A 5,735-nucleotide genomic window follows, 5' to 3' on the forward strand; every position below is an offset into this window, starting at 1 on the left:
TAGCGCTGCGGTACACAGGTGAGCACGATGACCTGCCCGGTGGTGCCCATCCGGGAGAACAGCGTCGCCATCAGCTGGAGGCGGGAGGGATCGGTGGAACCGAGCGCGTCATCGACGATAACGGGCACCGGCACATGGCCGTCGTCGGTCTCCCGCGCCGTGAGTTGGGCGATGGCGAAACGGGTGAGGATGGCCAGCTGTTCCTTCGCTCCACCGGACAGATCCGCCAGCGGAACAGTGTCGGCCCCGACGCTGCGCTGGGTGACCTCCAACTGGTCGGAGAGCCCGAACTCCACATCGGCACCGAACACCGTGCCTGCCAGGCTGGTGAGCTGCTCCGCGAAGGGCTGCGCGTAGCGGGCGCGGGCCTGGGTGCGGTGGCGGTGGAGGGTGTCACGCAGCAGGCGCACGGCTTCGGCGCGGCGGGTCACGGACGCCAGGCGGTGCTCAGCCGCCTCCCGGGCAGAGGCGGCCTTGTCCAGGCGCTCGGCCGCGCCCTGCGCCTGACGGATGTAGCCCTTGAGCTCCGCGAGATCCTGATCCGCGCGGGTGATGGTGTCACGGACCGACGTCAGTCGCGTCTGTGCTCCCGCGTGGAGTTGGGCAGCCAACTCGGGATCGACCGCGGCAACCTCCGCGTCAGCGAGGCGGGATGTCTCGGCGGCCGCATCCCGGGCTTCGGTGGCGGTCTGCACCGCCTGCTCGAGGGTCGCGACATCGGATTCGGCATCAGCGGCCTCCACCGCCGCCTGCGCCAGGGCCAGTTGTTCGGTCGCCGACTCGATGCGCACGGTGAGGGCGGTGAGCTTGTTCTCCGCGCGCCGCTCCTGCCAGGGCCCGAGTGCGCGGGTGATCTCGTCAACCTGGGACGCGATCTGGTCGCGCTCCTCCTCGGCTCGTTGCAGCGCCTCGGCAGCGGCGGTGGCATCCAGATCCGGGATGTCCTCGTCAGCGAGTTCGTCCTCCAGGCGGCTGAGCTCGGCGGCCAGGATCTCCTCCTCCGCACCACCCAGCAGGGCGGTGCGCTCCCGCAGCAGACCGGACAGCTCCTCCGCCGCCCGCCGGTAGGTGTCACGGGCGGTGCGGGCGGCATCGATGTCGGAGAGGTCGAGGGTGTCGAGAAGCTCCCGCAGCCTGTCCTCGGCTGCCGCCACCGGATCCTCGCCGGCGGCCTCGGAGTGCCCGGCGTGGTAGCGGGCGGTGATCTCGCCGATGCTCAGCTCGGTCCCATCCGCCAGTTCGATGCTGGCATCCAGTGACACCTCCGCACCGTCGACGGAGATGACCGCCCCGGCGGGTCCGGTGATCACCAGGCGGGCGGCGGACTGGGCCCGCTGGCGCCGGGCGAGGACGAGCTCATTGTGGGCGTCCTCGAGCGCGCGGACATCTGCATCGGTGACCTCGCGTCCGGCGACAGCCGCGCGGGCCTGAGAGATCGCGGCAGTCAGGTCGCGGACCGCCGCGAGCTGGGTCCGCAAGGCACCTCGGCGGGAAGCACCGGTGGCCAACCGCAGGTCGCGGCGGGCGGTGCGCACCTTTTCCGTCGCAGTCTCCTGGGACTGCCGCGCCGCTGTGAGCCGAGCCCCCAGCTCCTGGAGCTGGGCCTGCTCGAGGGCGTGATCCTCCCGGGCCGCGTCCAGCCCGGCGGTGTAGGAATCCAGGCCCGCCTGCGCCTTGGCAACCGCCGCGCCTAGTTCTTCGCGGCGGGTCACGGCCTGCTCCGCTCGATCCAACGCTGCAACAGACAGCTGAAGCTCACGACGCAGGGCGTCGGCTCGCTCCCGGGCCTGTGTGGCCAGCCGGGACTTCTCTGACTGTTCCGCTTCCTCGGCTTCGGCGGAGGGCAGATCCGCCAAAGCACTGGCCCGGCGCTGAGTGACCCGCTCGTGGCGGTCGACATGCCCGGTGAGCTCGGCATGAGTACTCGCGGCGGCGTCGTGGTCGGCGCGGGCCTGCTCAGCGGCGCTGAGTGCCTCCTTCAGTTCCCGGGCAGCTCCCTGCGAGTTGAAGTAGCGGGCGTATTCCTTGTCCACGGCGGCGCTCAGCGCGGTGTCCTCGGTGCCGGAACCAGCCTCCCCGCTCACGCCGTCCAGGGCCCGGGTGACCGAGGAGATACCGACGGCACTGATTGCCTCGCCGAGGTCGTCCTGCCGCAGGAACAGGGTCTTGGCGAGGTCACTGTCCAGGTGGCGGGAGATGATCTCCTCGAGCTTCGCATCGGCCTCCCGCCCGGTGAGGGGCGTCTCGCGCCGGGGGGCGGTGATACGCAGCTCCGACTTGGGTGCCTTCAGCCAGTTCTTGGTGATGGTGAATGTCTGCGGGCCGATCGTGGCCGTCAAGGACACCGTCGGCGAAACGTCGCGGCCCACCGGCTGCCAGGCTTTCACGGACTTGGAACGCCCACTGTGCTTCTCGTGGAGCACCGCATTGAGGGCGTCGAGGATGGTGGACTTGCCCTGTTCGTTGTCACCGTGGATGACGATGACGCCGGTCTCGGGCAGCTCCGTGACCTGCAGACGTGCGATGCCGCGGAAGTTCTCGATGGTCAGTGCATGGATGCGCATGGGGTTAGTCCTCCCGTGCCAGGCGGAAAAAGAGGTTGACGGCGTCGCGCGCGACCGGGTCCGAGGCAGCTGCGCCGACCAGCTCGTCGAGGGCGGAGGCCGCGAAGCCGCTGACCCCGAGTGCATCGAGTTCATCCGGGCCGGGTTCCAGGTGCAGATCGCTCAGCCGCTGCCGTTCGAACAGCGCCGCGAACACCGGCCGGCGGGCATCCAACCCCTCCTCGAGGGCGCGGGTGGCGGACATGTTGAGGGTGCCGCGCAGGCCGTACTTGATCACGGTGCGCTGCTTGTCGGGGTAGGCGTCGAGCGCGGCGAGGAACTCCTCCACGTCCGCCATTCCCATGAGTTCGTGGTCGAGCGCCTCGAAACGCCACTGCCCGACCTCGACCTCCGTCACGGTGGCCTGCCCCTTGGAGACCTCCACCACCAGGGCGCGACCGGAGTTGTTCTCGCCGCCACCGGCCGTGGCGTGATCACGGAAGTCCGTCACCTCCGGGGAGCCGGAGAACCACACCCGCCCGCTGTCCCCCACGGGCTGCGCGGAATGGGTGTCCCCCAGCGCCAGGAAGTCGATGGTGCCGTCCGCCAGACGGGACTCCACGTAGCCCAGGTCGATGAGATCGGGCCGAAAGTCATGCGAACGCGCCTCCGCCTGCCCGTGAGCGACCATGATGCGGATCTTCTCGGTCGGTTCCAGCCCCTGGAGGGCGTCGCGCACCAGATCCGTGGCGGCCGTACGCGCCCGCAGGGGCGCACCCACCACCTCGACGCCCTCGGCGACCGGCACGGCGGAGGTGTCGTCGAGGAGGTGGACCCCGGGGACGTCGATAAGCGCGAGAACGGAATCCGCCACCAACGGGTCATGATTACCGGGCAGGAGGTAGACGGGGACCGGCAGGGCCCGCAGCGCCTCGAGCGCGCGGCCCAGGGTCTGGGCGCTGAGCGAATTGGAGTCGAAGACATCACCGGCGATGACGATGAAGGCGGCGCCGTGTTCGGTGGCGAGGGATCCCAGGCGACGCAGGGAGTCGAGGCGGGCGTCATCGAAACGCGCCTGCGCCTCCCCCTCGATGAACCAGCGGGTCATGCCCAACTGCAGGTCAGAGGAGTGGATGAAGGTGATGGACTGCGGGGCCGTCATGTCTCCTTGTCTAGCATGCCACCCCGACACAGGTGGTCGTACATGTCTTCGATATCGGAGACTGCGCGCAACTGATCGACGTTGGTGTAGGAGATCGCGCGCATCGCCTTGTGCAGAAGATCCAGGTCAGAGTCGTCGAGCGCAGGCGCCACCCGGGGTTCGGGCAGGCTCGGCAGCTCCCGCCCGGACCAGAACAGCTCGGGATTCTCCTCGGACTCGCGGGTGATGTCCTTCGCCCGGGCCATGACCGCCCTCTCCAGGGAGATGAGGTCCATGCCGCGCAGACTGAACAGGGCCAGCGGGTCCGCGTCGATCTTGCCGGCCAGCTTCTCCACCACCGCCACCGCATGCTTGCAGATGGCGTAGGGGTCCGGGCAGTCGCAACGCACCCGGATGTCATTGACGTCCTCGGCCAGCAGCACCCCGACCACGGTCCGCGACAGCTCACCCTTGCGCGCCCCGCGCATGCCGTTGGGGGTGCGCGCCAGCTCCGCGGAGACCACCGACAGGTCATCAGGGTTGCGGTAGGGCAGCTGGACGGTCACGGTGAACGGCTCGTTCTGGGAACCGGCCACCTGGGCGTGGACGGCGCCGTGACGCAGATCCATGCTCAGCACATGCCCGGCGCGGGCGTAGTCGCGCCCGCGGGTGATCCGTCCGCGATCGGCCCGGGAGGTGACCACCTCGAGCAGCAGCTCCGCGGCCGGGGCCATGGCGGGGCGGCGGGCGACCCGTTCGTCGCGGGTCTGCTCCGGCTTCTCGACGCGCACCTTCCGCCCGAAGTTGGCGTAGATGACATTGTCCTCGCTCGGGTTGACCATCTACTCGTCCCTCCCGCGGTAGCTCATGAGCTGGGCCAGCTGCTCCGGGCCGAGCTCGGTGATCCAGCCCTCACCCTCGCCGATGACGGCCCCGGCCAGTTCGGTCTTGCCGTCCAGGATGTCCTGGATGGATTCCTCCAGCGTACCGGCGGTGATCATCTTGTACACCGCCACATCCTTGAGTTGCCCGATGCGGAAGGCGCGGTCGGTGGCCTGGTTCTCCACGGCCGGGTTCCACCACCGGTCCATGTGCACCACCATGCTGGCGGCGGTGAGGTTGAGTCCGGTGCCGCCGGCCTTGAGGGAGAGGATCATCGCCCGCGGTCCGCTCTCCGACTGGAAGTCCCCCACCATCTGATCGCGTTTCGTCTTGGTAACGCCACCGTGGAGGAAGGGCACCTGCTCGCCGAGGCGCTCGGAGAGGTAGGGCACGAGGATGTCGCCGAAGGCCTTGTACTGGGTGAAGATGAGCATGCGTTGGTCGGTGGCGATGGCGACGTCGAGAAGCCGCATGAGCTCCTCGACCTTGCCCGAGCGGTGGCGGCCCCGGACCGTGACCGGGGATCCGTCGCCGAGGTACTGCGCCGGGTGGTTGCAGATCTGCTTGATGCGGGTGATGGTGGCCAGCACCAGGCCGCGCCGGGCCATGCCGTGGCGTTCCTCCAGGCGGGCCTGCACGTCCTGCACGAGCGCGGTGTACAGGGCCGCCTGCTCGGTGGTCATCTCGACGGTGATGATCTCCTCGTTCTTCTCGGGCAGATCGTCGATGATGGTCGGATCGGTCTTCAGGCGCCGCAGGATGAAGGGGGCGGTGAGCAGGCGCAGGCGCTCGGTCATCTGCTCGTCATGTTGCCGCTCGATGGCCTTGGCGAAGTGGTTGCGGAAGAAGCTGGTCGAGCCCAGTACGCCGGGGTTGCAGAAGTCGAGGATGGAGCGCATCTCGGACAGGCGGTTTTCCACCGGGGTGCCCGTCAGGGCCACGCGGTGGCGGCTGGGCAGGGAACGCACGGCCTTCGACGCGCGGGTGGTGGAGTTCTTGATCGCCTGCGCCTCATCGAGCACCACGCGGTCCCAGGTGAGCTCACCCAGCTCGGAGAAGTCGCGCCCGACGACGCCGTAGCTGGTGATCACCAGGTCGCTCTCCGCCACCGTGGCGGACAGCTCGTCGCCGTGGAGGCGGTCGCTGCCGTGGTGGACGATCACCCGCAG

4 protein-coding genes are annotated in these 5,735 nt (G+C 69.2%); all 4 read right to left on the reverse strand.

Translation table 11 applies throughout. The features are described 5' to 3' along the window. On the reverse strand, positions 1 to 2,564 hold a 2,564-nt coding region (locus Q4F73_RS09365), incomplete at its 3' end, for an AAA family ATPase (protein ID WP_303359084.1). A gap of 4 nt (positions 2,565 to 2,568) precedes the next feature. Further along, positions 2,569 to 3,705, reverse strand: coding sequence for an exonuclease SbcCD subunit D (locus tag Q4F73_RS09370; RefSeq protein ID WP_303359085.1), 1,137 nt, complete (start codon positions 3,703 to 3,705; stop codon positions 2,569 to 2,571). Further along, positions 3,702 to 4,526 (reverse strand): hypothetical protein, encoded by an 825-nt coding sequence (locus Q4F73_RS09375; protein ID WP_303359086.1) that lies wholly within the window; start codon positions 4,524 to 4,526, stop codon positions 3,702 to 3,704. The genes Q4F73_RS09370 and Q4F73_RS09375 overlap by 4 nt, the downstream gene beginning before the upstream one ends. Next, positions 4,527 to 5,735, reverse strand: a 1,209-nt coding sequence (locus Q4F73_RS09380) for a DEAD/DEAH box helicase (protein ID WP_303359087.1), incomplete at its 5' end; no start/stop codon positions are given.

This window comes from Corynebacterium sp. (genome assembly GCF_030535495.1).
In the GTDB taxonomy this organism is placed as follows: domain Bacteria; phylum Actinomycetota; class Actinomycetes; order Mycobacteriales; family Mycobacteriaceae; genus Corynebacterium.

What these genes read in the sequence shown, in the direction of transcription:
- Q4F73_RS09375 (WP_303359086.1), bottom strand. Translation starts at nt 4,526, where the DNA reads ATGGTCAACCCGAGCGAGGACAATGTCATCTACGCCAACTTCGGGCGG.
- Q4F73_RS09370 (WP_303359085.1), bottom strand. Translation starts at nt 3,705, where the DNA reads ATGACGGCCCCGCAGTCCATCACCTTCATCCACTCCTCTGACCTGCAG.